Source organism: Anaeromyxobacter sp. Fw109-5 (assembly GCF_000017505.1).
In the GTDB taxonomy this organism is placed as follows: domain Bacteria; phylum Myxococcota; class Myxococcia; order Myxococcales; family Anaeromyxobacteraceae; genus Anaeromyxobacter.
This window is the reverse complement of the sequence record NC_009675.1, coordinates 1048152-1073453: the sequence shown is the minus strand read 5'-3', so window position 1 is coordinate 1073453 and position 25302 is coordinate 1048152. Positions and strand designations below refer to the sequence as shown.

The following is a 25302-nucleotide window of genomic DNA, read 5'->3' as shown; positions in this document are numbered from 1 at the left end:
CGCGCGGACGCGGAGTGGTGCCGGGCGCCCGGCGCGGTACCATCGGCGCCATGCGCGCCCGCTCGCTGCTCGCCCTCCCCCTCCTCCTCGCCGCCTGCGACGAACCCGTCCGGATCGAGGTGGAGCCCAGCTCCCTGCGCTTCGGCGTTCGCGGCCAGACCGCCTCGGTGCACGCCACGCCGCGCCTGCGGGACGGCAAGGCGGTGCCGCGCGAGGCCTGCCGCTGGTCGTCCTCCGACGAGCGCGTCGCGACCGCGACCGGCCCCCACAACGACGCGACGGTCACCGCCGTCGGGCCCGGCACCGCCACCGTGCGCTGCACGATCGGGGACGCGGCGGGGGAGGTGCCGGTGATCGTGCGCGTGGTCACGCGGCTGGCGGTGACGCCCGCGTCCGTCGAGCTCCGCATGGAGGACGAGCCGCGCCCGGTCGCTCTACGGATCGCCGCGTTCGACGACACCGGAGCGCCGGTGCTCGGGCGCGTCGCCTACACGCGCTGCGCCGACGAGCGCGTCTGCCGCGGCGACGGCCGCGGTCAGCTCTGGGGGGTCGGCGAGGGGGCGTCCACCGCGATCGTGGAGGTGGAGGGGGCGCGCGCGGAGGTCGCGGTGAAGGTGGTGGACCGGCGCACCGCGGAGGGGAAGCCGAAGCGCGTCTCCGGCAACCCGATGGAGGCGATCGAGAAGGAGGTCAAGGAGCGCGAGGCGGAGGAGGCGCGGCAGAAGGGGAAGTGAGGGGCGCCCTCGCGGCGGCCTCAGGCCGCCCCGCGCGAGCTGGCCGTACACGCGCAGGCGAGGGCCTCGGCGCGGGGACACGTTCCTCCCGCTCCCCTGGATCCCCTCTCGCCTGAGCCTCGAGCCCGCTCACCGCGAGCGTAGCTCCGCTGCGATCGCGGCGGAGCGCGGTCGAGCGGCTCCCAGCGCCCCTACCTCGCCAGCTGCGCCGCCTCGCTCGCGTGCGGGCCGCGAGGGCAGAGCTTCGCGTACGCGCCGAGCCGCTGCTTCGCCCGATCCGTCCGCTGCACGTCCGCCTCGAGCTTGCCCGCGCCCCACAGCGCCTCGCAGCTCGCCGGATCGCGCTCGAGGGCCTTCTCGTAGAGGTCCGCGAGCAGCTCGCGCTTCGCGCCGCGGGCGCGCTCGGCCTCCGCCATCTCGACGTAGGCGCGGGCCGCGCCCCCGGCGCCGCCCTGGCCGTACTCGTCGATGGCCTGGGTGAGCTCCACGAGGGCCCCGGGGACGTTGTCCTTCGCGCGGTGGAGCCTCGCGAGCGCGACGCGCGCGTCGGGGAACGGGCGGCCGAGCTGGATCGCCTTCTCGTACTGACCGCGCGCGAGGTCCGCGTCCCCCGCGGCCTGGTAGGCGTCGCCGAGGAGCAGCGCCAGGCGCGGGCTCTCGCCGACGCGACCGACCGCGCGCTTCAGGGTCTCGAGCGCCTGCTGCGCCCCGCCCTCGAGCGCCAGCTGCGCGCGCACGAGGTCGGCGTACAGCGACACGCGCCTCGGGTCGATCGAGACGGCGTGCTGGAGCGCCTCGACCGCGCCCGCGGCGTCGCCCTGGCGGAGCTTGCGCTGCCCCACGAGGTGGGGGATCTCGGGGCTGGCGGGGTCGAGCTTCGCCGCCTCGGCCTCGGCCGCCGAGGCCTCCGACGCCTTGCCCTGCGCGGCCAGCACCGCGCCGCGGAGCGCGTACGCGAGGGCCTGCTGCGGACGCGACGCGGCCGCCTGCGGCGTCAGCACGAGCTCCGCCGCCTTCCCCGCCTCCCCCACCTGGCCACGGGCGACGAGCACCTCCGCCTTGCCCAGGATCGACCACACGTGGTCCTTCTGGATGCGGAGCGCGTAGTCGTAGAAGCCCGTCGCCTGCAGCTCGTACCCCTCGCCCCGGCGCCGGTACTGCTCGCCGAGCAGGTACGCGATCCGCACGTCGCCCGGGCTCGCCTTCTGCGCCTTCCCCAGCACGTCACGGGCGCCGTCGAGATCGCCCTCCCGGAGCAGGATCGCGCCGAGCACGCCCTGGAGGAACGGGCTCTGGGTCCCCTCCGCGCCCTCGAGGACCGCGTTCACGACCTCCTTCGCGCCGGCGGCGTCGCCGCCGTAGAGCTTCAGGTACGCCTCCGCCGCCACGAGGTGCGAGTGGCGCTGGACGAGCGCGCGCGCCGCCTCCACGTGCCGCACCGCCTCCCCGCGGACCGCCTCCCCCTCGCCGTGCTCGCCCGCGCGGAGCGCGTCGACGTAGGCGAGGAACGCGTGGCCCGCGATGGACTGGTCGTCGCGGTCGAGGATCTGCTGGAGCTTGCTCGCCGCCTCGACGTAGCTCGCGTGCGCGTCCTTCTCGAGGAGCGGGAGGGTGTCCTTGAGGAGCCGGTCGATCGCCTCGATCCGCTCCTTCCGCGCGCGGCTGAAGACCGCCCAGCCGCCGAGCGCGACGGCGAGCACGACGAACAGCGCCACGGTGGTCGCGAACGTGCCGCGCTTCGCGCGCCTCCTCGGCGGCGTGCCCGGCGAGAGCTGGAACTCCTGCGTCGCGTACTTGTCGGCGAGCTCCTGCGCGTACGCCCTGCCGCGCGTCCTCGTCGCCGGGACCGGGGTCGGCGTCGGGACGGGCACGTCCTCCTCGATCGCGTTCGCCGGACGCGCGGCGCGGACGGCCCCTGCCGCGGTCGCCGCCGGGCGGGTCGAAGCGGGCGCGACGCGCGGAGCGACCGGGGGCGCGTCCGGCCCGGTGCGGGGCACGGCCGGCTTCGGCGAGACCCCCACCGCGGGGGGAGCGGGCCTCGCCGGCGCCGCCGCGATGCCGTGGCGCTCGAGGGCCTGCCGGAGCTCGGGATCGTCGGGGGAGGCCTCGGCGGCGCGCCGCAGCGCCGCCTCGCCGGCCTCGCGCTCGCCGAGCCTGAGGTGCAGCCCGCCCGCCATCCGCAGCGCCGCCGCGAAGGTCGGGAAGGCGGCGAGCACCCCCTGGAGCTCCTCGAGCGCCTTGCGGTCCTTGCCCTGGTCCGCGTAGACGCGGGCGAGCAGCACGCGCGCCGCGGGGTCGTCCGGGTGGGCCTTCACACCCTTCTTGCAGACGACCATCGCTTCCATGTACCGGCCCATGGCGAGGTAGGCCTCGGTCAGCGGCCGGTAGGCGTCGGAGGCGGGATCCGCCGCGAACGCGTGCTCGAGGGCGGACAGCTCGGCGGGCGTGAGTTGCTTGGGATCGGGCATGGGGCCGGTCGGGTCTAGCAAGGGGTCCTGGACGAGTCAAACGACACGCTTGACACGTCCCGGGCGCAGCCGCTATGAAGCGCGTCCTCGACAGCGACGCAAGTTTGTGGGGCTGTAGCTCAGCTGGGAGAGCGCTAGAATCGCACTCTAGAGGTCGTCGGTTCGATCCCGATCAGCTCCACCAATCCGAGAGGGCCCGGCGGAAACGCCGGGCCCTCTTCCTTTTCCGCACATCACCCGCGGCCGCCCGACGCGCGCGCAGGTGGCGCGCCGTCCGGCGCGCCCGCCGGCACGAGGTGGAGCGTGCGCGTGGGGAACGCGAACGACGTCCCCGCCCGCTCCACGACCTCCATGAACGCGAGGAAGAGCTCCTGCCGGATGGCGGTGAACTCGGCGAAGTCGGAGGTCTGGAGCCAGGCGACCACCTCCACGTTCAGCGTGGAGTCGGTCAGCGCCGAGAATCGCACGGACGTCGACTCCGGCCAGAGCTTCGGGTGCGCGCGCAGCGTCCGCTCGATCCCCGCGAGCACCGCGCGCATCTGCGCTGGGGTGGTCGAGTAGACCAGCCCGAGGTTGGCGAGCAGCCGGATGCGGTCCCGCGGCGCGAACGTCTCCGTGCGCATGTCCGCGAGCTTCCCGTTCGGGATCGTGACGATCGTGCGGTCGAGCGTCCGGATGCGGGTGGACCGCATGCCGATCGTCTCGACCGTCCCGACGAAGTCCTCGATCTTCACGAAGTCGCCGGTCCGGAACGGCTGGTCGACGCCGATGGAGAGCGAGCCGAAGAGGTTCTCGACGGTCTTCTGGGCGGCGAGGGCGAGGGCGATGCCGCCGATGCCGAGGCCGGCGAGGAGGCTCGCCACCTGGAACCCCAGCTCGTTCATCACGGCGACGCCGCCGAGCGCGGCCAGCACCACCTTCGCGATCTTCCGCCCGACCGGCAGCAGCCCGGCGAGGTTCGCGTTCGCGCGGGTCCAGGGCGCCTCCGCCATGACGGCGAACGCCACGTTCACCGAGCGGAATCCCATCCAGAAGACCACCAGGTAGGTCACCGAGCGCAGGACGCGGTGCAGGACGGCCGCTGGCCCCTCGGGGAGGACCAGCCACGGCTGGAGGACGGTGAAGAGGGCGATGGCCCAGAGCGCCGTGAGCGGCGCGGTGATGCGCTCGAGGAGCACGTCGTCCCACGTGGTCTTCGTTCGCGCCGCGAGGTGGCCGAGGATCCGCCGGGTGATCCAGCCGAGCACCGACCCGAGCGCGAACGCGAGGACGAGCAGCGACGGCAGCGCCAGCCACTGCCACCAGAGCAGTCCGCGCGGCCCCTCCCCGAGGAGCGGCGCCGGGAGGTGCTCCTCGAAGAACGGGCGCGCCTCCTCGCGCTCGACGGCCGCGCGCGCCGCCTGGGCGGCCCGCTCCGCGCGGGCGGCGCGCTCCGCGGCGCGCCGCTCGACGGCGGGAGCCGGGGCCTGCGCGCGCGCCGCGGGCGCGGCGAGGGCCACGAGGAGGACGGCGAGCGCGACGCGCGGGGCGGTTCGGAGGGGCGGCGTCATGGCGCGGCGAGGATACCGCACGCGCGGCCCGCCTTCGCCGTTACATTGGTGCCACGGGGGGACGGCTCGGATGGCGCGCATCGGCATGGAAGACTTCGAGGAGGGGACCGAGATCGTGCGCGTCTACCTCGCGGCGACGCTCGCGGAGGCCCGCGCCGTCGAGGACGCGCTCGAGGCCGCGGGCTTCCCCTTCGCGATCGAGGTCGAGACGTTCGCGTCGCCGACCGCCCTCGGCTCGAACCAGCCGCGGCGGGGCGCCGGGTTCTGGGTGCCGGCGGCGGAGCTCGCCGCCTGCGCCGACGCGCTCGAGCGGGCCGGGCACCAGCGCGGCCTCGTGCAGCGCTGAGCCTCAGGCAGCCTTGGCCTTCGGCAGCGGCTTGCCCTTCTCGAACGCCGCGTTCTCGCCGAACTTCGCGACGATCTTCTTCTTGGTCTCGAGCCCGGTCGCCTCGATGACGAAGTTGGGGACGCGGCGGGCGCGCGCGTCGGCGACCCAGCGCGTGATCTCGCCGCGTCGAGCCGCCGCGGCGGGCCGGCGCGCGGCAGGGCTCTTGCCGAGCTCGCGCCGGATCCCCTCCTGCACGAGGTCGCCCACGTGCCGCGAGATCGCGGCGGAGACGCGGGCGACCACCTCGTCGGCGGTCTCGCGGATGATGTCGTCGATGCTGGACTGGCGTGCCATTGAATTGCTCCGATCGAGAGCCCGGAAGATAGCCCGCCCGCGGGGATTGTCCACCGTCTTCTGCGCGATTGCACCCGATTGGCAAAACGAGGCCGGCGCGCGGCGGGCGGCGTGTGGGAGCGGCGCCGACGGGAGGAGGCGATCTGCGGCCTACGAGCGCCGCCGCGCCGCGGCGCGCTCCCCCTCGCCCATGCGCACCCTCAGGCGCTCGAGCGCGGCGGCGAGGTCGGGCCGCTCCGACAGGACGGGCAGCAGCGGGTCGGCGCGCAGCCGCCTCGCGCGCGCCGGGACGTTCCGGATGGTGAAGCGCGCGGGATCGAGCCTGGGCGTCACCTCGCTCCAGCGCAGCGGCGTGGAGACGGGCGCGCCCGGCCTGGGGCGGACCGCGTACGGCGCGGCGATCGTCTTGCCGTACCCGTTCTGCAGGAAGTCGAGGTAGACGCGGCCGCCGCGGGCGGAGAGAGCGCGCGCGGTGGTGGCGAGCCGCGGCAGCTCCCCCTCCACCGCGCGGGCGAGGAGCTCGCCGAGCGTCCGGGACTGCGCGTGGGTGAGCTGGCCGCCGAGGGGGACGAGCACGTGCAGGCCCTTCTGCCCCGTGGTCTTCGGGTACGAGGGCAGCCCGAGGTCGTCGCACAGCGCGTGCAGCGCCCGCGCGATGCGCACCACGTGCTCGAACGGCGCCTCCTTCGGATCGAGATCCACGACGCACCAGTCCGGCCGCTCGAGCGCGCCGGCGCGGCTCGCCCACACGTGCAGGGGGATGGTCCCCAGGTTCGCGATCCACGCGAGGCCGTCGGCGTCGTCGACGAGGAAGTGGTCGAGGTCGCGCTCCGCCTCCTCGCTGCGGATGCGCACCGTGCGGATCCACTCGGGCCGCCACTCCGGCGCGTCCTTCTGGAAGAAGCTCTTCCCGTCGATGCCGTCGGGGTAGCGCGTCAGCACGACGGGCCGGTCCCTCAGGTACGGCAGCATGAAGGGCGCGATCGCGCGGTAGTAGTCCACCACCTCGGCCTTGGTGATGCCCTCCGCCGGGAACCACACCTTGGCGCCGTTCGTCACCTCCACGCGCCGCTCGGCGCGCGCCGGGCGCGGCACCGGCGGCGGGCCCTCGTGCGGCGCGACCTCGCGCACGGCCTCCTCCGGCCGCTTGTCCTCGCGCAGCCTCAGGAACACCGGCTGCCGGAGGAGGCCCTCCGCCGTCCACTCCCTGAAGCGCACCTCGCACACGAGCTCCGGCTCGACCCAGGTGTGCCCGCGCCCGCGCGGGACCGCCCCGCGGCAGGGAGGCGTCTTTCGTGCGCGCGGCGCGAGGCGCGCGTGGAGCTCCTCGAGCAGCCGCTCGCCGAACCCCGTCCCGACGCTGCCCGCGTACAGGAGCCCCTCGCCGTCGTGCACGGCGAGGTGCAGCGCGCCGAAGCGAGCGCGGGCGCCGGCCGGCGCGGTGAAGCCGACGATCGCGAAGTCGCCCGTGCGCTCGACCCGGATCTTGAGCCACGCGGCGGAGCGGCCGGCGCGGTAGGGCGCGTCCGCCCGCTTCGCCACGATCCCCTCGAGCCCGCGGGCGCGCACCTCGCGGTAGAGGTCCTCGCCGCGCGCCTCGACGTGCTCGGCGAGGCGGACGGGTCCGAGCCGCGGCGCGACCTCCGCGAGGAGGCGCTTGCGCTCCACCAGCGGGAGCGCGCGGAGGTCGAGGCCGGCGAGCGAGAGGAGATCGAAGACGAAGTAGGTGGCGGGACGCTCGAGCGCGGCGCGCGCCACGTCCGCCGGGCGCGCGAGCTGCGCGCGGCCCTGGAGGGCCTGGAAGGACGGGCGGCCGTCGGGCCCGAGCACGACCACCTCGCCGTCGAGGACGGCGTCGAGGGGCCAGGACTCGAGCGCCTTCGCGAGCTCCGGGTAGAGCGCCGTCGCGTCCTCGCCGCTCCGGTAGCGCAGCGAGACGCGCGAGCCCTCGCGACGCGCGACGAGCCGGTACCCGTCGTACTTGAGCTCGAACAGCCACCCCGGCGCGTCGAACGGCCCCTCGCGCGTCTCCGCGAGCATGGGGCGGGCGTCCGCGTCCGCCAGCGCTCGCCGCGGGGCCCCGAGCCCCTCCGCCGCGCGCACCGCGGCCTCGGCGCGTCCCTCGCCGGCGGCGAGCTCCTCGAGCAGCCGGCCGGAGAGCACCGACTCCTCCGGGAAGGGCCGGCCCGGGCCGGCCCACGCGTCGCCGCGGTGCTTCAGGAGCAGCCACTGCTGCTTGCCGCCCTGCGCCGCGCGCGTGCGGACGAGCGTCCACTCGCCGTGCAGCTTGTGGCCGGAGAGCTGGAAGACGAGCTTGCCGCGCGCCAGCCCGTCGTACGGATCGCCGACCGGCCGCCAGGTCCCGCGATCCCAGACGATCACCGCGCCGGCGCCGTAGTTCCCCGCGGGGATGATCCCCTCGAAGTTCGCGTACTCGATGGGGTGGTCCTCCACCTCCACCGCCATCCGCTTGTCGGAGGGGTCGGCGGAGGGCCCCTTGGGGACGGCCCAGGAGCGCAGCGTCCCGCCCAGCTCGAGCCGGAAGTCCCAGTGGAGGCGGCGGGCGGCGTGCTTCTGGACCACGAACAGGCGCGGGGCGTCGAGCGCGCGTGCCCCCGCCTCGGCCGGGCCGAACGGCTCCGGCGTCCGTTCCGGGTCGCGCTTGGCGCGATATCGCTCGAGGCGGTCGGGCACGGGCAGCTCGCTCCCTTAATTTAAGGAGGCATGGCGCCCCGCTCGATCGCGACCGGCACGATCTCCTTCGGACTCGTGTCGATCCCCGTCCGCCTCTATCCCGCGACGCAGCCCTCCGCGTCGATCTCGTTCAACCTGCTTCACGGCGCGTGCGGCTCGCGCCTGAAGCAGCAGTACGTCTGCGCGAGGGAGGGGGTGAAGGTCGAGCGCGAGGAGATGGTGAAGGGGTACGAGTTCGCCAAGGACCGCTACGTCACGTTCACGCAGGAGGAGCTGCGGGCGCTCGACGAGCTCGCCACGCAGACCATCGACATCGCCGAGTTCGTGCCGGCCGCCCAGGTGGACCCGGTCTACTTCGACCGGGCGTACTACCTCGGGCCCGACAAGGGCGGCGGGAAGGCGTACCGGCTCCTCGCCCTCGCGCTGGAGCGGGCCGGGAAGGCGGCCCTGGCGCGCTACGCCGCGCGCGGCAAGCAGTACCTCGTGCTCATCCGCCCGCGCGACGGCCGGCTCGTGATGCAGCAGCTCTACTACGCGGACGAGGTCCGCCCGGCCGACGAGGTCCCGATCGACGACGCCCAGCCGAAGGACACGGAGGTGCAGCTCGCGCTCCAGCTCATCGAGCAGACCGCCTCCGACGCCTTCCGTCCGGAGCAGTACGAGGACGCGGTGAAGGCGCGCGTGCAGGCGGCCATCGAGAGGAAGGTCGAGGGCCAGGAGATAAAGGTGGCGGAGGTGGCCGAGCCCGCGGCGCAGGTGATCGACCTCATGGACGCCCTGAAGGCGAGCATCGACGCGGCGCGTGGAGGCGAGCGGCGAGCCCCGGCGCCCGCGGCGCCGGCGGCCGAGCCGGAGGAGCGCAAGGGGGCGAAGCGCGCGCGGCGCGACGCGGACGCGCGCGGGAAAGCCTCTTCCCGCAAGTGACCCGGCCGTGCGATGGTTCGGCGGGTGTGGGGGTACCGCGCCACCGACGTCGCCCGGCTCCTCGGTCTCCCCGTGGCGGAGGTCCGGCGCCTCGCGCGCGCGGGCTTCGTGACGCCGCGACGCGGTCCGCGACGCGAGCTGCGCTTCGCCTTCCAGGACCTGGTCCTCTTCCGCGCGGCGGCCGAGCTCGTCCACGCCGAGGTCCCCGCCGCGCGCGTGCGGCGCGCGCTCGCGGCGCTCCGCGCGCAGCTCCCGCACGACCGCTCGCTCGCCGGCGTCCGCGTCCTCGCCGACGGGCGCAACGTCGTCGTGCAGGAGGGCGGCGCGCGCTGGCGCCCGGACACCGGCCAGGTCCTGCTCGACTTCGAGATCAGGGACGTGGCCCGCAAGGTCGCGCCGCTCGTGCGGGCCGGCCGCGCTCCGGGGGGCCCGAAGCTCGACGCCGAGGCGTGGTACCGCTGGGGCTGCGATCTCGAGGACGGCGCGCCGGCGGAGGCGCTCGAGGCCTACCGGCGCGCGCTCGCGCTCGACGCCGACCACGCGGGCGCCCACCTCAACCTGGGACGGCTGCTGCACGAGGGCGGCGATCCCCGCGCGGCCGAGTTCCACTACCGCCGCGCCATCCCCGCCGCCGAGCAGCGCGCGCTCGCGTCGTTCAACCTCGGCGTCGCGCTCGAGGACCAGGGCCTCGACGACGAGGCCCTGCTCGCCTACGCCCGCGCCATCGAGGCGGACGCGGCGCTCGCCGACGCGCACTACAACGCCTCCCGGCTGCTGGAGAGGCTCGGGCGTGGCGCCGACGCGCTCCGGCACCTCGCCGCCTACCGCCGGCTCGTGGACGCGGGGACGTGATGGCGGGCGTCGCCGCGCAGTCCCTGAGCCGCTCGCCCTGAGGCTGCCGAAGGGCGAGCAGCGGGCTCGAGTCGGGGTCGCCTCATCGAACCCCGGGCCGCGGCGCCCGCAGGCGCCGCGATCCGGGCGACCCCACCTCCCCGACCCCTCTGCTACCTGTCACCCCGCGGCCCGTGCGCCGGGGGCCGCCGGCCGGCGGCGCCTGAGCGCGGATCCTGCTCCCACGGCTGCCCGATCGCGGCCATGGCGTTCCGGCTCGCGAGCAGGTCCGACTCCGCGACTTGCTCCGTGTCGGAGAGCCACTTCTTCAGCCGGGCGTCCTCGCCGGGAGTCTCGTCGCGCCAGCGCTGCAGGTCCTCGCGCTGGCCGCGCTGCGCGAGCTCGAGCTGCTGCAGGAACGTCCGATCGAACTCGGCTCCGGAGAGGTCGCGCAGCCGCTTCAACGTGGCGTCGTGGCCCTTGCGCTCCTCCTTCGGCCCGCGCAGATCCTCCGCCCTCCGGCCGCGCTCGGCGACGAGCTGGCCCAGCTCGCGCTCCACGCGCGCGTGGTCCTCGACGAGCTTGCGGCCGAGGTCCTTCACCTGGCCCGAGGCGCCACGCTCCTGGGCGAGCCGCCCGAGCTCCTGCCCCTGCTGGCTGCGCTGCCGGAGCGCCCCGAGCATGCGCTCCTGGCGCTCGTCCATGCGGCGCGCCCCCTGCTCGGCCCCCGGCACGTCCGGTTGACGGGGCGGCGCGGGCGCCGGGCGCGGCGTCCCCTCGCGCCCCGGCAGGCGCGGCACCTGCGCGAACGACACGCCGCTCGCGGCGAGCGCCGCGGCCATCACGCCAGCCTTGATCATCTTCGAGCCCATTGGACTTCCCCCTGGGGAGAAATCTGGGCCCGGCCGGGTGGGTGCGCGACCCCACGGCCGGCGCGGCGGCCGCACCGGAGTGGAGCGCCGGGCGGCTCCCGCGCGCTGCGCCCTAGGGGCCCGCCGGCGGCCGGCCCGGGGACGGCGGAGGAGGCGGCCGGGCGGCTACCGTCGTGCTGCGCACGGGAGGCGTCGCCGACCGCAGCACGTTCGTCGCCGCGGCGATCATCGAGCCGACGTCGGAGAGGGTCGCCGGGAGGATCACGGTGTTCGTGGTGCGCGCGAGGTTCCCGAACTGCTCGACGTACTGCTCGGCGACGCGGAGCTGCACCGCCTCGACGCCCCCCTCGCTGCGGATCGCGGACGCGACCTCGCGCAGCCCCTCGCCGGTGGCGCGGGCGATGGCGAGGATCGCCTGGGCTTGACCCTCGGCCTCGTTGATCTGCCGCTGGCGCTCCGCCTCGGACTCCTTGATGACCTGCTGCTTCTTGCCCTCCGCGGTGTTGATGGCCGCGTCGCGCTCGCCCTCGGAGGTGAGGATGACGGCCCGCTTCTCCCGCTCGGCCCGCATCTGCTTCTCCATCGCGGCGAGCACGTCCCTCGGCGGGGTGATGTTCTTGATCTCGTACCGCAGCACCTTGATGCCCCACGGCCCGGTCGCCTTGTCGAGCTCCGAGACCACCGCGCCGTTGATGTTGCTGCGCTCCTCGAAGGTGCGGTCGAGCTCGATCTTGCCGATCTCGCTGCGCAGCGTGGTCTGCGCGAGCTGGCTGATGGCGTAGTAGTAGTCGTTGATGCCGTAGGACGCGCGCTGCGGATCGAGCACCTTGAGGTAGAGCACCCCGTCCACCCCGACCTGCACGTTGTCGCGCGTGATGCAGATCTGCTCCGGGATGTCGAGCGCCTGCTCCTTCAGCGTGTGGCGGTAGCGGATCGCGTCCATGAACGGGACGAGCAGGTGGAAGCCCGCGTCGAGCACGGAGTAGAACTTTCCGAGCCGCTCGACGACGTACGCGTTCTGCTGCGGCACCACCACCGCGGTCTTCACGACCACGAACAGCGCGAAGGCGGCGAGCACGATCGCGATCGCCAGCGCGGCCGAGAACCCTTCCATGGAGATCCGTCCTTTCGAGAGGCGCGCCGCTCAGTCGGCGCGGATCCAGAGCACGAGCCCTTCCACGCGCTCCACCCGGCAGCGCTGGCCCGCTCGCAGCGAGACGCCGGGCGCCGCGCGCGCGTTCCAGGGCACCCCGCGCAGCTCCGCCTTCGCCTCGCCGCCCGGCGGGAGATCGGCGAGCAGCACCGCCTCCTCCCCCACGAGGGAGTCGACCGGGGCGTGCCGGCCCTGGAGCCGGTCCTGCAGCGCGCGCCGCAGCGTCGCGAGCAGCGCGAGCGAGAGCGCGCTGAAGGCCAGCCACTGGGCGACGGAGCCGACGCCCAGGGCGGCGAGGACGGCGACGCAGAGCGCGCCCACACCGAAGAAGAGGGCGAACAGTCCGCCCGGGGTGACGAGCTCCACGAGGAGCAGCGCCAGCCCGACGAGCACCCAGAGCCACCACGCCATCGCGTTCGCCTCCCCTGCGGCGCGATGCTAGCACGACCGCTCGCTCGCCCGGTCGCCGGCCGCGAGCCTCCGGTCCCGCGAGCCGCTCGCGCGCGTGTGGGGTGCCCTTCGTTCGTTCGGGCGGCGCTGCCGCCGGTCCAGGCTAGAGCTTCACCTGGAGCTCGTACCGCCGGTTCTTCGCCTTCTTCGCGGGCGTGTCGTCCGGCTTCACGAGCGGGCGCTTGGAGCCCATCCCGACGGACTGGATCTCGTCCTTCGGGATGCCGTTCGCGACGAGCTCCCGCTCGACCACCGCGGCGCGCTTCGCGGAGAGGGCGTCGTTGTGCTTGGCGCTGCCGCTCGAGTCGGTGTGGCCCGAGACGACGAACTTGAAGTTCTGCACCCCGGCGCCGTTGAGCTGCTTCTTCGCGTCGACGAGCGCGTTCGCGAGGCGCTTCATCTTGGCGTCGCAGCCGGGCTCGAGCTCGTCGGTGTCCGTCTTGAACGAGCACTGGTTCTTGCGTCCCTCCTCGAGGAGCCGCTTGTTGATCTGCTTCTCGAGCTTGCCGACGGTGGCGCTGCCGGCGGCCTTCTTCGCCGCGTCCCACGGCGTCTGCGCCGAGACACGCGACGCGCTTGCGAGGACGAGGACGGCGAGGGCGACGCTGAGGTGACGCATCGAGTGACCTCCTGGTTCGGGAAAGGGGCGGATTTTCGGCCGAGCCCGGCCCGACCGCAAGCGCAGATCGCCTCCCGCACGGGACCCGGCGCTGCCGACCTTCACCCACCGGTGGGGCCGGGCGCGACGGCGACGCACGCGTCAGGCGTACCCGCCGAGCGGGGACGCCGCCGCGCCCGGCTCGCGCGCGGCGATCCCCTCGTCCACCGCGTCCCCGGCGCGGGCGGCGGACTCGCACAGCCGCACGAGCTCCTCCGCGCGAGCCTCCGCGGTGTGCTCCGCCAGCGCCCGCTCGCGCGCCCGGCGACCCATCCGCTCGAGCGCCATGCGCGGCAGCGAGATCGCGTGCGTCGCCTCGTCGGCGTTGCGGGCGACGAGGAGCTCCTCGCCGGGCGTGAAGAGCTCGTCCAGGCCGTCGAACCAGTCCGACAGCACGGGCACGCCGCACGCGGCCGCCTCGAAGAGGCGCGGCGACGGGCAGTGCCCCATGGCCGCCAGCTCGGCGCGGGTCACGTTGACGGTGAGCGGAGACGAGCAGAAGAACGCGGGGTGGAGCGACGGCTCGAGGTGGCGCACGTAGCGGATGTTCTCGCGCCAGGGGAAGGCCGCGTCGTACATGGAGCCCGCGAGCACGAACGTGCGGTTCGGCATCCGCGCGGCGGGCTCGAGGAACAGCCGCTCGAGCGCGCGCTGCCGGCTCGGCGCGAAGGTGCCGAGGTACGAGACGTCCCCCCGGAACGCCGCCGCGGGCGGGGCCGGCGCATGCACCGTGGGGTCGACGCTCCCGTAGAGCGGCGCGACGCGCCGGGCGCCGAGGCGCTCGCGCAGCAGGTGCAGCGTTCGACCGCCGGTGAAGGCCAGCACGAGATCGAAGCCGGAGAGGCCCGCGCCCGCCCACTCCACCGGCTCGCCGGCCGCGAGGCGCGCCAGGGTCACGCCCGTGTCGAGGTCGTAGAAGACCTTCAGCTGCGCGGGCGAGCCGAGGACGAGCTGCGTCGCGAGGAGCGCGTCGGGGCAGTGCGAGGTGACCATCGCGACGTCGGCGCCGGCGAGCGCCGTCTCCACCCGCGCCCGCTCGTCCGCCAGCCTGGCGTAGAGGCGGAGCGCGCCCCCCGGGAGCGCGTCCAGGTCGCGGTGCGCCGCGTACCACGGCTGGTCCTTCTCGAAGAACTCGAGGTGGTGACCCTCGCGGCCGAGCGCCGCCGCGAGCCCTCGCCACAGGCCCGCATGGCCGTTGCCCCAGGTCGAGCTGACCGTCAGGCCGAAGACGACGATCCGCATGCGCGGCGCCCCCCGGGAGCAAAGCTATGGCGCGTCGCGGCGCGGCGCCGCCCGCCTGCCCCGGCGCCGCGCCTGGGGCGACCCCGCGACTTCACGCTCCGCGAGCCCACTGCCGGAGCAGGAACTCCTCCTCCTCGGGGCCGAGGTCGTGGCGCAGCGACGCCTCGCCGACGAGCCGCGTGCGGTCGAGCGTGGGGTCCTCCCGGATCCGCTCGTCGAGCCAGCGGAGCGCTCGTCGCAAGGACTCACCGTGAGGCAGGAGCTCGCCGGCCCCTCTTCCCGCGTCCGCCATGGGGCACCTCCGCGGGGATCGCTATCGGTCCCCGCAGCGTGCCGCCGGGCTCGCGCGGGGTGCCCCCGGTCGCCGTCAGCGAGCCCCCGAGGCCCTCGATCCTGCGCCTGGATCCCGGCGGGGGCCGGCCGCACCGCGCACGTCACGTGGCGATCGCGATCACCGCCGCCGCCGCGAGCGCCAGCGCGACCATCCCGGCCCAGCGCACGCCGAACCAGAGGGCCGCCCGCGCCACCTCACGCCCCTCGTCCGCCGTCGCGCGCATGCACTCCCCCCGCCGCAATCTGCTCCGCGCGTGCGCGCCGCGGGAGTGGCACGCGACCGCACGCGGTCACAGCAGGCGAAGCAGGTCTCGCCGGATCGCGCCACGGACGGCCTCGTCGGGCGCCGCGGGGAGCGCGCGCTCCAGCGTCTCGGCGGCCTTGCGGCGGAAGCCGGTCTCCTCGTACAGCGCGGCCAGCGAGCGCAGCGCGGCGAGGTGGCCCGGCCGCAGCTCGACGGCGCGCTCCAGCTCGGTCATGGCGCGGAAGTGCTCGCCGCGCGCGCGCAGGGCCCGCCCGAGCAGGTGATGCGCCTCGGCCGAGTACGGATCGCCCCGGACGGCCTGCTCCAGCGCGACGATCGCCTCGGCGGCCTGCCCCGCGCTGAGGAGCTCGCGGCCGCGCGCGAGCTCCGGCGAGACGCGCGCGGGCGCGGCGGGCGCGCGGGCCGCGCCGGCGTCGAGCGCGGCCTCGACCCTGCGGAGCAGATCGTCGATGCGGAAGGGCTTCTCGACGTAGTCCTCCGCGCCGTACGCCTCGCGCGCGTCCGCCGCGAAGCGCCAGCCCCGGTAGATCGCGGTCATCATCACGACGGGCACACCCCGCGTGCGGGGGCCGGCCTTGAGCCGCCGCGCGGCCTCGAAGCCGTGGACCTTCGGCAGCATCGCGTCGAGCAGCACGAGGTCGGGGACGAGGGCCTCGGCCTTCGCGAGCGCGTCGGCGCCGTCCGCGGCGCTCTCCACCGCGTACCCCTTCGCCTCGAGCGTTCGCCGCACGAGCTTCCTGATCTCCGGCTCGTCGTCCACGACGAGCACCAGCCGTCGCCCGCCCGCGCGCGCCGGTGGAGGCGGGACCTCGACCTCGATGGGGACCTCGGTGACCTCGAGCGGATCGGCGCTCTCGGGGAGGAGATCATCGACGAGCTCGGCCTCGACGAGGTCGCCGCCCGGCACCACCGCGGCGAGGAACGGCCCACCGGGTCCGGCGTCCGCGCCACACCAGAGGGGCTCCCCCCGCTCGCGGCAGTCGTACGCCTCCTGCACGGCGCGCGCGAGGGACGCACGGACCGCGACGTACGGCGACACCTCCCGCCCGGTGGCGAACCGCACCTCCGACAGGATCCGCTCGTCGAGCGGCCGCGCCATGCCGAGGTGCAGGCGCTCGCCCTCCAGCGACAGCGGCAGGATCAGATCGCCCTGGGCCACCCCGCGCGGCACGAGGTCGAGCACGGAGACGGCGATCGCCGTGCGGGAGAGGTCGACGCCGGGGACGCCGTGCTTCTCGGACAGCACGGAGGCGAGCGCGCCCTCGGGGACGCCGGCGGCGAGCAGGCGCGAGCAGATGGGCTCCCGCCTCGCGTTCCCTTCGCGCTGGGCCTCGTGAAGCCGATCGCGCGTCGCCAGCCCCCGCGCGATGAGGATGTCCCCCGTCCTGGACGCCAAGTCCCCCTCCGATGGAGGCGATCTTACGCCGAGTCCGTGGCGGCGCCGTCCCACGAATGCGGCGTAACCTCCGCGAGGGGCGGGAGAGGGTGGGGGAGGCGTCTACCCGACCGTGTCCGCGTACGTCATGACGAGGTACATCACCGACTCGCCGTCGAAGCGGTTGCGGTACACGTGCGGGACGTCGGCCTCGAACACGATCGCGTCGCCGGCGGCCAGGCTCTCCTTGCGGCCCGCCACCTCGATCTCGACCTCGCCCCGCGCCACCACGAGGTTCTCGGTGGTGCCGGGGTTGTGCGCGTCGGCGCGCTCGAGCCCGCCCGGAGCCAGGCGAAGCTCGTAGAACTCGACCCGGCGCGGCTCGTCGAACGGGAAGAGCGCCCGCGAGCTGAAGGAGCCGTCGTTGCTCCGCAGCAGCTTCGCCTGCTCGGCGCGGAGCACGTGCGGCCCGGGGCTCCCGCGCGCCGTGATGAGGGCCGAGAACGGCACCCCGAGCGCGGAGGAGATCTTCCACAGGACGTTGATCGTCGGCGCGCTCTGGCCCAGCTCGATCTGGCCGAGCATCGCGCGCGAGACGCCGGAGAGGTGCGAGAGCCGCTCGAGGGACAGGCCGCGCTGGTTGCGCAGGCGGCGCAGGTTCGCGCCGACGACCGGGGTGAGGTCGCGCGCCGACACCGCCTCCTCGGCCGGAGGCTCGGGCGGGGGCACCGGCCGCGCCTCGGGCGGTGGGCTGACCGGACGCTTGCCACGCTTCGTGCTCTCGCGCGCGCTCTTCATGTGCCGTCCCTTTTCCGTTACAACGGACGCGTTGTCAACGCACGCGACCTTTCCCCCCGCGCCCGGAGCAGGCGCTCCCGGCGCCGCCGCGGGGTCGGGGCCGTGGCGGCTCACCCTCGTCACGAACCCGGACGACTGCAATCTCGCCTGCGCCATGTGCGAGTGCGGCGCGGCGCGGGCGGCCTCCGGCCCGGGCCGGCCGCCGCGGCGGATGGAGGCGGCGCTCGCCCTGCGCGTCCTCGACGAGCGTCTCGGCTCGCCGCTGCGAGAGGTGATCCCTTCGACGATGGGCGAGCCGCTCCTGTGGACGGGGCTCGGGGCGCTCGTGGAGCGGTGCGCGGAGCGCGGCCTCGCGCTCAACCTCACGACCAACGGGACGTTCCCCGGTCGCGGCGCCGCCGCCTGGGCCGCCCTGCTCGTCCCGGTCGCCTCGGACGTGAAGATCTCCTGGAACGGAGCGACCCGAGAGACCGCCGAGGCCGTGATGCCCGGCCTCTCGCTGGACCAGGCGGCGGAGAACGTACGCGCGCTCGTCCGGGCGCGCGACGCGCACGCCCGGGCGGGCGGGCGGCGCTGCCGGGTCTCCTTCCAGGTCACCGCCCAGGAGGCGAACGTCGGCGAGCTCCCCGGCATCGTGCGCCTCGCAGCGGCGCTGGGCGTGGATCGCGTGAAGCTCAACCACCTCCAGCCACGCCTCGCCGGCCTGGAGGCCGGCTCGCTGCGCCGCTCGCCCGAGGCGATCGCCCGCTGGAACGCGGCGGTCCGCGCGGCCAGGGCCGCCGCCGAGACCGAGCGCCTGCCGGACGGCAGGGCCGTGCTCCTCCAGAACGCCGTGGAGCTCGCGCCCGACCCCGCGGCGCCGGCGCCGCGAGGCCCCTGTCCGTTCGTCGGGCGCGAGGCCTGGATCCACCCCGACGGCCGCTTCGCGCCGTGCCCGCACCCGACCGCCGCGCGGGGTGGGCTGGGCGACTTCGGCTCGGTCGCGGACGCGCCGCTCCGCGAGATCTGGGCGAGCGAGCCGCTCCGCGCGCTCGTCGCAGGGTGGCAGGATCACCCGGTCTGCCGGGCCTGCCCGCTGCGCCGCCCTGGCGGCGCGTGACGCGCCCGCCGTGAGGCGCCTCGCCCCAGCCGCGCACACGACCGCCGCCCCGCCGTACGGTAGTCTCCCGCGCCGTGCCGACCGAGCCACTCCCTACCGCCCTCCTGCTCACCGCCGTCGGGGTGCTGCTCCTCGCGAGCGTGCTCGCGGCCGCGCGCGCCTCGGGGCGGCTCGGGCTGCCGTTCCTGCTCCTGTTCCTGCTCGTCGGGATGCTGGCCGGCTCGGAGGGGCTCGGGAACATCGCGTTCGAGGACTACGCCCTCACCTTTCGCTTCGGCACGGTCGCGCTCGTCCTCATCCTCTTCGACGGTGGCCTCAACACCGATCTGGCGAGTCTGCGACGCGTCCTCGCGCCCGCGACGGTGCTCGCCACGGTCGGCGTGGTGGGAACGGCCGCGGCGCTGGCGCTCGGGGCGCGCGCGATCGGCCTCGGCTGGCCGGAGTCGCTCCTCATCGGCGCCATCGTCTCCTCCACCGACGCCGCGGCGGTCTTCTCGATCCTGCGCAGCGCCGGGATCAGCATCCGGCAGCGGCTCGCGCGCCTGCTCGAGGTCGAGTCCGGCGCGAACGATCCGATGGCGGTGATCCTGACCCTGGCGGTGACCGGCGCGCTCGTCGCGCAGGAGCGGCCGGGGCCCACCCTCGCGCTGCACGTCCTCCTGCAGCTCGCGGTCGGGCTCGCCGGGGGGGTGGGCGTCGGGTACGCCGGCCGATGGGCCCTCGCGCGCGTGCGGCTCTCCGCGAGCGGCCTCTACCCCGTGCTCACGATCGCGCTCGCGTTCCTGGCGTTCGGCGCGCCGACGCTGCTCCAGGGCAGCGGCTTCGTCGCGGTGTACGCGGCGGCGGTGGTCCTCGGCAACGGGCCGCTGCCGTTCGCCTCCGGGCTGCGGCGCGTCCACGACGCGCTCGCGTGGTTCAGCCAGGTCTCGATGTTCCTCCTGCTCGGCCTGCTCGCGTTCCCCTCGCGGCTGATGAGCGTCGCCGGGGCCGGGCTGTTCCTCGGCCTCTTCCTCGCGCTCGTGGCGCGGCCGCTGGTGGTGTTCGCGCTGCTCCTGCCCTTCCGCATGCCGAAGCGGGAGATCGCCTTCGTCTCCTGGGTCGGGCTGCGCGGCGCGGTCCCGATCATGCTCGGGACGTTCCCGGTCATCGCCGGGCTCCCGTACGCGTACTACGTCTTCGATCTCGTGTTCTTCGTGGTGGTGGTGAGCGCGGTCGTGCAGGGCTCCTCCATCGGCTGGGCCGCGCGCCGGCTCGGGCTCGAGGTCCAGGCCGCGCCGCCGCCGCGCGCGGTGCTGGAGATCAACACGACGCAGCGCCTCGCGGGCGAGGTGATCTCGTTCTACGTGGAGCCCGCGAGCGCCGTGGCCGGCTCGCGCATCTCGGAGCTCACCATCCCGGAGGGCTCGTCCGTGATGCTGGTCGTCCGCGGCCGAGAGCTCCTCGCCGCGCGCGGCCGCACGGTGCTCGAGCCCGGCGATCACGTCTACGTCTTCACCCCGCCCGCCGACAAGCCGTTCGTGCAGCTCCTCTTCGGGCGCCAGGAGGAGGACTAGGACGCGCCGGGCGGCGTCGGGCGTGGTCGTCACGTCCGCGACGTGCGGATCGCGTCCTCGAGCTCGTTGCGGGACGGGTGCAGCGAGGGATCGCGCGGGAAGTGCTCGGCGAGGCGCGCGCCGCAGAGCGCCACGGCGTCCACGAACCCGCTCCCGGGATCGTCCGCTCGCATCCCCGCCACGAGCGCCGCGACCGCCTTGTCCCAGTCGGCGCCCATCTTCTCGTGGATGCCGCGATCCCCGAGCACCACCGCCTCGTGCTCGAAGAGCGACGCGAACACGAGGATCCCGGTGCCCTCCGCCGTCCGGTGGAGCCCGTGCTCGTGGAAGGCACGCGTCGCGCGCGCGCGGACGGCCTCGTCCATCGCGCGCGCCCCGGTGAGCCGCCGCTCCACCGGATCCCACCCAGCGAGCAGCGCGCCCGCGAGCCCCGCGCCGAGCTGCACGAGCGGGAGCTCGGCGACCGTGAGCGGCAGGTGGAACGCGAGGACGATCGCGGTCGCGAGCGCCGCGAGGAGCAGCGCGCCGCGGTAGCGGGCCTCGGGGTACGGATCGCTCTTCTCGACGACCACCGGGACGATCTGGCCGCGCGAGAGCGACTCGGCGCGGCGGACGGCCTCCGCGATCCGGGTCCGGACGTCCTCTCCGAAGTGCCGCTCGATCCCCACGGCCCCTCCTACCAGCGCCCCGAGGCGCCGCCGCCCGAGAACCCGCCGCCGCCGCCCGACCACCCTCCCCCACCGCCGAACCCGCCGCCGCCTCCTCCTCCCCACCCGCCGCCGCCGATCCACGGCCCGCCGCCCCACCACAGGTGGCGCCGCCGGCGAGGACCGAAGCCGGTGAGGGCGCGCCCGACGAACATCAGGATGAAGAGCGCCAGGATCGCGAGCGACGACAGGCGCACCTGGGGCCGAGGGGTTCGCGCCGGCTGGAGGCCCGACGGCAGCGCGCCGAGGGCCCCCAGGATCTGCACGCCGGCGTCGTACAGGCCCTGCCCGTAGCGCTGGGCGCGGAAGGCGGGGACGATGGTGCCGCGGATGATGCGCGAGGACTGCAGGTCGGTGAGCCCGCCCTCCAGCCCGCCGCCCACCTCGATCCGCACGGCGCGATCCTCCACCGCGACGGTGACGAGCACGCCGTTGTCCTTCCCGCGCGTGCCGATCTTCCACGCCTCGGCGACACGGATCGAGTAGTCCTCGATCGGCTCGCCCTCGAGCGCGGGGACGACGAGGTACTGGAGCTGCACGCCCGCCCCCCCCTCGCGGGCGCGGGCCGCGCGGGCGAGGGCCTCGAGGCGGCGGACGTCCTCCCGGCCCAGCAGGCCGGCGGCGTCCACCACCGGCCCGGTCAGCGGCGGGATGGCGACCTCCGGCCGCGCCGCCGAGGGGGCGGCCACGACCGCGAGGAGCGCGGCGAGAGCGACGGCGCGCACGCGGGCCCGCTTAGAACTTCACCGAGGGCGCCTTGTCGGCGCCCGCCGTCGTCGCGGTGAACTGCGCCTTCGGCTGCTTCTTGTACATGATCGCGTTCGTCCAGCTCGTGGGCGGGACGGTCACCAGGTTGTTGAACTGCTGCACCTGCTCGATGTACCGGCGGCGGGCGATCGCGATCCGGTTCTCGGTCCCTTCGAGCTGCGCCTGGAGGTCGCGGAAGTTCTCGTTGGCCTTCAGGTTCGGGTAGTTCTCGGCGACCGCGAGGAGCCGGCCGAGCGCGCTCTGCAGCGCGCCCTGGGCCTGCTCGAACCGCTTCAGGTTCTCGGGGGTGAGCTGGTCGACGCTGAGCTTCACCTGCGTCGCCTGGGCGCGCGCGTTGATCACCGCCTCGAGGGTCTCGCGCTCGTGGGCCGCGTACCCCTTCACCGTCTCGACGAGGTTCGGGACGAGGTCGGCGCGGCGCTGGTACTGGTTCTCCACCTCGGCCCAGGCGGCGCCGACGGCGTTCTCGGCCTGGGGGATGGACTGGAAGCCGCAGCCGGCGGAGAGCGCGAGCGCGGCCACGGGGGCGGCGAGGCGGATCGTCTTCATGCCGGGAAGCTAGCGCGCCCGGGCGGTCGCGACAAAGCAAGTTTCGCGCGCGCCGTCAGCCCGGTTCGGGGCGTTCACCTGCGGTCGACCGAGACCACCGTCGCCGCGGCAGGGCACCACAGCCCCACGTCGTTCACGTAGTAGGACAGCGCCAGCTCGACGGCTCCCGGGCACACGTCGCAGGTCCCCACCGGCGCCGAGGCCGCGAAGGTCGCGGTGGCCGCGTCCACGTGCCACGTCCACTGAGCGTCGCACTCCGTCCCGGCCTGGAGCGCGAGGACCGGTCGACCCTCGAGCGTCGCCCCGTGCAGGAGGGTGTCCGCGTGCGTCACGAACACCTCGTTCGTGACCCAGAGCTTCACCGTCTGCTCGCACGCCTCCAGCGTGACGAACGCGCCGCCGCTCCGCGTCGCGCACCCCGCCGCCGTGCCGTCGCCGCACTCGCCTCCGGCGCAGATCCGGCCGGCGCCGCACGCCCGGCCGCAGCCGCCGCAGTGGCGCGGATCGGACTCGAGGTCGATGCACGCTCCGTCGCACACCTCGAGCGGCATCGGGCAGGGCCCCGCCTCGGAGCACGCCACGGCGCCGGAGAGGACGGCGGCGGTCAGCAGGAGGAGGCGACCCATGGGCGGGCGCAGCCTACGCGAGCCCCGCACCGAAAGCCAACGTCGCCCGCCCGGCCAGTTCACCTGGGGCGCGCGGCCGTGTAGCCTCGCCGCGTGCCGCTCCCCTCGGGCTGGTCGCACTTCTACCGGATCGTCCGGCGCATCCCGCGCGGACGCGTGGCGACGTACGGCGAGGTGGCGCTCGCGGCGGGCAAGGCCCACGGCGCCCGCCAGGTCGGGTACGCGCTCGCCGCGCTCCGCGGGACGCGGCACGACGTGCCCTGGCAGCGTGTCCTGGCCGCGCGTCCGCGCGGGCACGCGGCGATCTCGATCCTCGACCCCGTGGGCGCGGCGGTGCAGCGGGAGCTGCTCGAGCGGGAGGGGATCCGGTTCGACGAGCGGGACCGCGTGGACCTCGCGCGGTTCGGGTGGCGGCGCCCTACCCCGCCTTCACCGGGCCGATCCTCCAGATCTCCTCGGCGTACTCGCGGATCGTCCGGTCGGAAGAGAACTTCCCCGTCCTCGCGACGTTGAGGATGGCCATCCGCGTCCAGCGCTCGGGATCCCGGTACGCCTGCTCGACCTCGTCCTGGCACGCGCAGTAGGCCGCGAAGTCGGCGAGGACGAGGTACGGATCCCCGCCGTTGAGGAGCGAGTCCACCACCGGCCGGAACAGCGCCGGCTCGCCGGGCGAGAAGACGCCGGACGCGAGCGCGTCCAGGACGCCCTTCAGGCGGCGATCGCTCCGGTACACCTCCCACGGATCGTAGCCGCGCTTCCGGAGCGCCTGCACCTGCTCGACGGTGAGGCCGAACAGGAAGAAGTTCTCCGGCCCGACCTCCTCCCGGATCTCCACGTTCGCGCCGTCGAGCGTGCCGATGGTCAGCGCGCCGTTCAGGGCGAACTTCATGTTGCCCGTGCCGGAGGCCTCCTTGCCGGCGGTGGAGATCTGCTCGGACAGCTCGGCGGCGGGGAAGATCCGCTCCGCGAGCGAGACCCGGTAGTTCTTGAGGAACGCCACGGTGATCCGGCCCTTCACGTCGACGTCGTGGTTCACCACGTCGGCGACGGAGCTCACGAGCTTGATCACCCACTTGGCCATCGCGTAGCCGGGGGCGGCCTTCCCGCCGAGCAGGTACGTGCGGGGGAACGGCTCGTAGGCGCGGTCCTCCTTGAGGCGCAGGTACTCCGCGGCCACGCGCAGCACGTTGAGGAGCTGCCGCTTGTACTCGTGGATGCGCTTCACCTGGACGTCGAAGATCGAGTCCAGATCGAGCGTGAGCCCGTTCTCGGCGCGGACGATCTCGGCGAGGCGCGCCTTGTTGTCGCGCTTGATGCGCCGGAACAGCCGGCGGAAGCCCGCGTCGGCGGCGAGGGGCTCGAGGGCCCGGAGCTTCTCGGCGTCGGTGACCCAGCCCGGGCCGATCGCGTCCGTGATCGCGGCCGAGAGCTCGGGGTTCGACTGGAGGAGCCAGCGGCGTGGGGTGACGCCGTTCGTCTTGTTGTTGAACCGCTCCGGCCAGAGCGCGTAGAAGTCCTTGAAGAGCTCGCGCTTGAGGAGCTCGGTGTGGAGCGCCGCGACACCGTTCACCGAGCGGGAGCCCACCACCGCGAGGTTGGCCATCCGGATCTGCTTCACCGGGCCCTCCTCGACGAGGCTCATCCGCGCGAGCGCCGCCTCGTCGGCGCCCCGCGCCGCCCGGACGCCCTCGAGGAACCGGCGGTTGATCTCGTAGACGATCTCGAGGTGGCGCGGCAGCACGCGCCCGAACAGGTCGGTCGACCAGCGCTCGAGCGCCTCCGGCATGAGCGTGTGGTTCGTGTAGCCGAAGGTGGCGCGGCAGATCTCCCACGCCTCGCCCCACTCCAGCCCGTGCTCGTCCACCAGGACGCGCATCAGCTCGGCGATGGCGACGGCGGGGTGCGTGTCGTTGAGCTGGATCGCGACCTTGTCCGGGAACCGCGAGAAGTCCTCGTGCATGCGGAGGTAGCGCAGGACGATGTCGTGGATCGAGCAGCAGACGAAGAAGTACTGCTGCTGGAGCCGAAGCTCCTTGCCCATCACCGTGACGTCGTTCGGGTAGAGGACCTTGGAGATGTTCTCCGAGAAGCCCTTGTCCTCCACCGCCGCGAGGTAGTCCCCCGCGTTGAAGTCGGCGAGGTCGAGCTCCTGCGACGCGCGCGCGCGCCACAGCCGCAGCGTGTTCACCGTGTCGTTGCGGAACCCGGCGATCGGCACGTCGTAGGGCATGCCGAGGACGTGGCGCGCGTCCACCCAGCGCACCCGCAGCTTGCCGCGCTCGTCGACGCCGTGCTCGGTGCGGCCATAGAGGGCCACCGGGACCACGTTCTCCGGGCGCGGGACCTCCCACGCGTTCCCGAAGCGCAGCCACTCCTCCGGCCGCTCCACCTGGTAGCCGTTGCGGATCTCCTGGTCGAAGATGCCGAACTCGTACCGGATCCCGTACCCGGTCGCCGGGTAGCGCAGGGTCGCGAGCGAGTCGAGGAAGCAGGCCGCGAGCCGGCCGAGGCCGCCGTTGCCGAGCCCCGCGTCGGGCTCCCGCGCGAGGAGATCGGCGAGGTCGAGCCCCAGGTCCTTGAGCGCGGCGCGCATCGGATCGTAGAGCCCGACGTTCAGGAGGTTGTTCTCGAGCGCCTTGCCCATCAGGAACTCGAGGGACAGGTAGTAGACGCGCTTCGCGTCCTCCCGGTAGTACGCCTGCTGCGTCTGGATCCACCGGCGCATCATCCGGTCGCGCACGGAGTACGCGACCGCGAAGTACCGGTCGAGCGCGGTCGCGCTGTGCTCGTCCGCGCCCTGCGAGTACTGCAGGTGGTCCGCGAAGGCGCGCTTCAGCGCCTCGACGTCCGTCGCGGTGCGCGCGTTCGGGACGTCGCGCGCGCGCTCGAGCGCCCGGGCCTCGGCCCCTGCGCTGCTGCCTCTCGTCGATGGCCCCATCCACGCTCCTCTACCGGTGTCCGGCGCGGTGAG

At 74.6% G+C, this 25302-nt stretch carries 25 protein-coding genes and 1 tRNA gene; 8 read left to right on the top strand and 18 right to left on the bottom strand.

Annotation, left to right across the window (positions count from 1 at the left end):
• The first annotated feature begins 50 nt into the window (after positions 1-50).
• A complete protein-coding gene (locus tag ANAE109_RS04815; protein WP_011985258.1) occupies positions 51-734 on the top strand; it encodes an Ig-like domain-containing protein in 684 nt (227 codons plus the stop codon).
• 191 nt (positions 735-925) lie between these two features.
• Here ANAE109_RS04815 and ANAE109_RS26045 read toward each other — a convergent pair whose 3' ends face one another.
• The gene (locus tag ANAE109_RS26045) at positions 926-3202 is read right to left on the bottom strand and encodes a tetratricopeptide repeat protein (protein ID WP_041448128.1); all 2277 of its coding nucleotides are present in this window, start codon (positions 3200-3202) and stop codon (positions 926-928) included.
• A 108-nt stretch (positions 3203-3310) separates the two neighbouring features.
• Here ANAE109_RS26045 and ANAE109_RS04805 point away from each other — a divergent pair.
• Positions 3311-3386, top strand: a tRNA-Ala gene (locus tag ANAE109_RS04805).
• A gap of 49 nt (positions 3387-3435) precedes the next feature.
• Here ANAE109_RS04805 and ANAE109_RS04800 read toward each other — a convergent pair.
• Positions 3436-4752 carry a mechanosensitive ion channel family protein gene (locus ANAE109_RS04800; RefSeq protein WP_041448127.1) on the bottom strand — a complete coding sequence of 439 codons (1317 nt, stop codon included), beginning with the start codon at positions 4750-4752 and terminating at the stop codon, positions 3436-3438.
• A 70-nt stretch (positions 4753-4822) separates the two neighbouring features.
• On the opposite strand from ANAE109_RS04800, the gene ANAE109_RS04795 reads away from it, so the two are divergent.
• The gene (locus tag ANAE109_RS04795) at positions 4823-5098 is read left to right on the top strand and encodes a hypothetical protein (RefSeq protein WP_041448126.1); all 276 of its coding nucleotides are present in this window, start codon (positions 4823-4825) and stop codon (positions 5096-5098) included.
• A gap of 3 nt (positions 5099-5101) precedes the next feature.
• On the opposite strand, the gene ANAE109_RS04790 is transcribed toward ANAE109_RS04795, so the two are convergent.
• Together ANAE109_RS04790 and ligD are read right to left on the bottom strand one after the other, a co-directional pair.
• Positions 5102-5434, bottom strand: coding sequence for a hypothetical protein (locus tag ANAE109_RS04790; RefSeq protein ID WP_011985255.1), 333 nt, complete (start codon positions 5432-5434; stop codon positions 5102-5104).
• Between the two features lie 150 nt (positions 5435-5584).
• On the bottom strand, positions 5585-8128 hold the full coding sequence (gene ligD, locus ANAE109_RS04785) for a DNA ligase D (RefSeq protein WP_011985254.1): 2544 nt from the start codon (positions 8126-8128) through the stop codon (positions 5585-5587).
• A gap of 30 nt (positions 8129-8158) precedes the next feature.
• On the opposite strand from ligD, the gene ANAE109_RS04780 reads away from it, so the two are divergent.
• Both ANAE109_RS04780 and ANAE109_RS04775 read left to right on the top strand, forming a co-directional pair.
• Positions 8159-9052, top strand: coding sequence for a Ku protein (locus tag ANAE109_RS04780; protein WP_011985253.1), 894 nt, complete (start codon positions 8159-8161; stop codon positions 9050-9052).
• Between the two features lie 24 nt (positions 9053-9076).
• Positions 9077-9904, top strand: a complete 828-nt coding sequence (locus tag ANAE109_RS04775; RefSeq protein ID WP_041448125.1) for a tetratricopeptide repeat protein — start codon at positions 9077-9079, stop codon at positions 9902-9904.
• Positions 9905-10056: 152 nt separating this feature from the next.
• On the opposite strand, the gene ANAE109_RS23240 is transcribed toward ANAE109_RS04775, so the two are convergent.
• From ANAE109_RS23240 to ANAE109_RS04735, 9 genes are all read right to left on the bottom strand, one after another.
• Positions 10057-10743, bottom strand: coding sequence for a DUF4142 domain-containing protein (locus tag ANAE109_RS23240; protein ID WP_158305866.1), 687 nt, complete (start codon positions 10741-10743; stop codon positions 10057-10059).
• A gap of 124 nt (positions 10744-10867) precedes the next feature.
• Complete coding sequence (locus ANAE109_RS04765) at positions 10868-11869, bottom strand: SPFH domain-containing protein (protein WP_011985250.1); 1002 nt, start codon at positions 11867-11869, stop codon at positions 10868-10870.
• Positions 11870-11899: 30 nt separating this feature from the next.
• Positions 11900-12319 (bottom strand): NfeD family protein, encoded by a 420-nt coding sequence (locus ANAE109_RS04760; protein ID WP_011985249.1) that lies wholly within the window; start codon positions 12317-12319, stop codon positions 11900-11902.
• 142 nt (positions 12320-12461) lie between these two features.
• Entirely contained in the window at positions 12462-12977 is a 516-nt protein-coding gene (locus ANAE109_RS04755) for an OmpA family protein (protein ID WP_011985248.1), read from the bottom strand.
• A gap of 141 nt (positions 12978-13118) precedes the next feature.
• The gene (locus ANAE109_RS04750; RefSeq protein WP_011985247.1) at positions 13119-14258 is read right to left on the bottom strand and encodes a glycosyltransferase; all 1140 of its coding nucleotides are present in this window, start codon (positions 14256-14258) and stop codon (positions 13119-13121) included.
• Positions 14259-14349: 91 nt separating this feature from the next.
• On the bottom strand, positions 14350-14499 hold the full coding sequence (locus ANAE109_RS04745; RefSeq protein WP_234945242.1) for a hypothetical protein: 150 nt from the start codon (positions 14497-14499) through the stop codon (positions 14350-14352).
• 193 nt (positions 14500-14692) lie between these two features.
• Positions 14693-14815 carry a hypothetical protein gene (locus ANAE109_RS25975; RefSeq protein WP_255342618.1) on the bottom strand — a complete coding sequence of 41 codons (123 nt, stop codon included), beginning with the start codon at positions 14813-14815 and terminating at the stop codon, positions 14693-14695.
• 66 nt (positions 14816-14881) lie between these two features.
• A complete protein-coding gene (locus ANAE109_RS04740) occupies positions 14882-16252 on the bottom strand; it encodes a response regulator (RefSeq protein WP_011985245.1) in 1371 nt (456 codons plus the stop codon).
• 102 nt (positions 16253-16354) lie between these two features.
• Positions 16355-17029, bottom strand: coding sequence for a helix-turn-helix domain-containing protein (locus tag ANAE109_RS04735; protein WP_011985244.1), 675 nt, complete (start codon positions 17027-17029; stop codon positions 16355-16357).
• Positions 17030-17060: 31 nt separating this feature from the next.
• Here ANAE109_RS04735 and ANAE109_RS04730 point away from each other — a divergent pair, with 31 nt between their 5' ends.
• Both ANAE109_RS04730 and ANAE109_RS04725 read left to right on the top strand, forming a co-directional pair.
• On the top strand, positions 17061-18128 hold the full coding sequence (locus tag ANAE109_RS04730; protein WP_011985243.1) for a radical SAM protein: 1068 nt from the start codon (positions 17061-17063) through the stop codon (positions 18126-18128).
• Positions 18129-18202: 74 nt separating this feature from the next.
• Entirely contained in the window at positions 18203-19681 is a 1479-nt protein-coding gene (locus ANAE109_RS04725; RefSeq protein WP_011985242.1) for a potassium/proton antiporter, read from the top strand.
• A gap of 29 nt (positions 19682-19710) precedes the next feature.
• Here ANAE109_RS04725 and ANAE109_RS04720 read toward each other — a convergent pair whose 3' ends face one another.
• From ANAE109_RS04720 to ANAE109_RS04705, 4 genes are all read right to left on the bottom strand, one after another.
• On the bottom strand, positions 19711-20349 hold the full coding sequence (locus tag ANAE109_RS04720; protein ID WP_011985241.1) for a TPM domain-containing protein: 639 nt from the start codon (positions 20347-20349) through the stop codon (positions 19711-19713).
• A gap of 8 nt (positions 20350-20357) precedes the next feature.
• Entirely contained in the window at positions 20358-21113 is a 756-nt protein-coding gene (locus ANAE109_RS04715) for a YgcG family protein (RefSeq protein WP_011985240.1), read from the bottom strand.
• A 10-nt stretch (positions 21114-21123) separates the two neighbouring features.
• Positions 21124-21705, bottom strand: a complete 582-nt coding sequence (locus ANAE109_RS04710) for a LemA family protein (protein ID WP_011985239.1) — start codon at positions 21703-21705, stop codon at positions 21124-21126.
• 74 nt (positions 21706-21779) lie between these two features.
• Positions 21780-22331, bottom strand: a complete 552-nt coding sequence (locus ANAE109_RS04705) for a hypothetical protein (protein ID WP_041448124.1) — start codon at positions 22329-22331, stop codon at positions 21780-21782.
• Between the two features lie 93 nt (positions 22332-22424).
• Between ANAE109_RS04705 and ANAE109_RS23945 the strand changes: the two genes are divergently transcribed.
• Positions 22425-22844 (top strand): MGMT family protein, encoded by a 420-nt coding sequence (locus ANAE109_RS23945; RefSeq protein ID WP_011985237.1) that lies wholly within the window; start codon positions 22425-22427, stop codon positions 22842-22844.
• Here ANAE109_RS23945 and ANAE109_RS04700 read toward each other — a convergent pair.
• On the bottom strand, positions 22750-25269 hold the full coding sequence (locus tag ANAE109_RS04700) for a glycogen/starch/alpha-glucan phosphorylase (RefSeq protein WP_011985236.1): 2520 nt from the start codon (positions 25267-25269) through the stop codon (positions 22750-22752). The two genes, ANAE109_RS23945 and ANAE109_RS04700, sit on opposite strands and share 95 nt — an antisense overlap.
• Positions 25270-25302: the final 33 nt, after the last annotated feature.